General features: G+C 66.4%; 1 protein-coding gene. It reads left to right on the top strand.

The features are described from left to right. Nucleotides 1-238, top strand: a 238-nt coding sequence (locus tag NVV99_RS26835) for a hypothetical protein (RefSeq protein ID WP_260783339.1), incomplete at both ends; no start/stop codon positions are given.

The raw sequence follows: 238 nt of genomic DNA, 5'->3' as shown, positions 1-238 counted from the left end.
CACTCGCCCAGACCACCGAGGTCAGCACCACCGGGGTGCGCGCATGGATCGAAGACAACATCGTCTTCACGATCCTCATTCTCATCGCGTGCGTGGTGCTGATGGGTGGCCTGCGCGGCAACCTGTCGAAGGTCGTCACCGTCGGCGGCCTGTCGCTGGCAGGCATGGCGTATCTGGGCGTCGCGACGAACCCCAACGCGGCGACCGGGATCGGCAACTGGCTCCTCGGTCTGGTCGG

Source organism: Rhodococcus sp. PAE-6 (genome assembly GCF_025290685.1).
Classification (GTDB): domain Bacteria; phylum Actinomycetota; class Actinomycetes; order Mycobacteriales; family Mycobacteriaceae; genus Rhodococcus; species Rhodococcus pyridinivorans.
The sequence above is the reverse complement of the archived record's forward strand: the minus strand, read 5'-3'. Positions and strand labels throughout refer to the sequence as shown.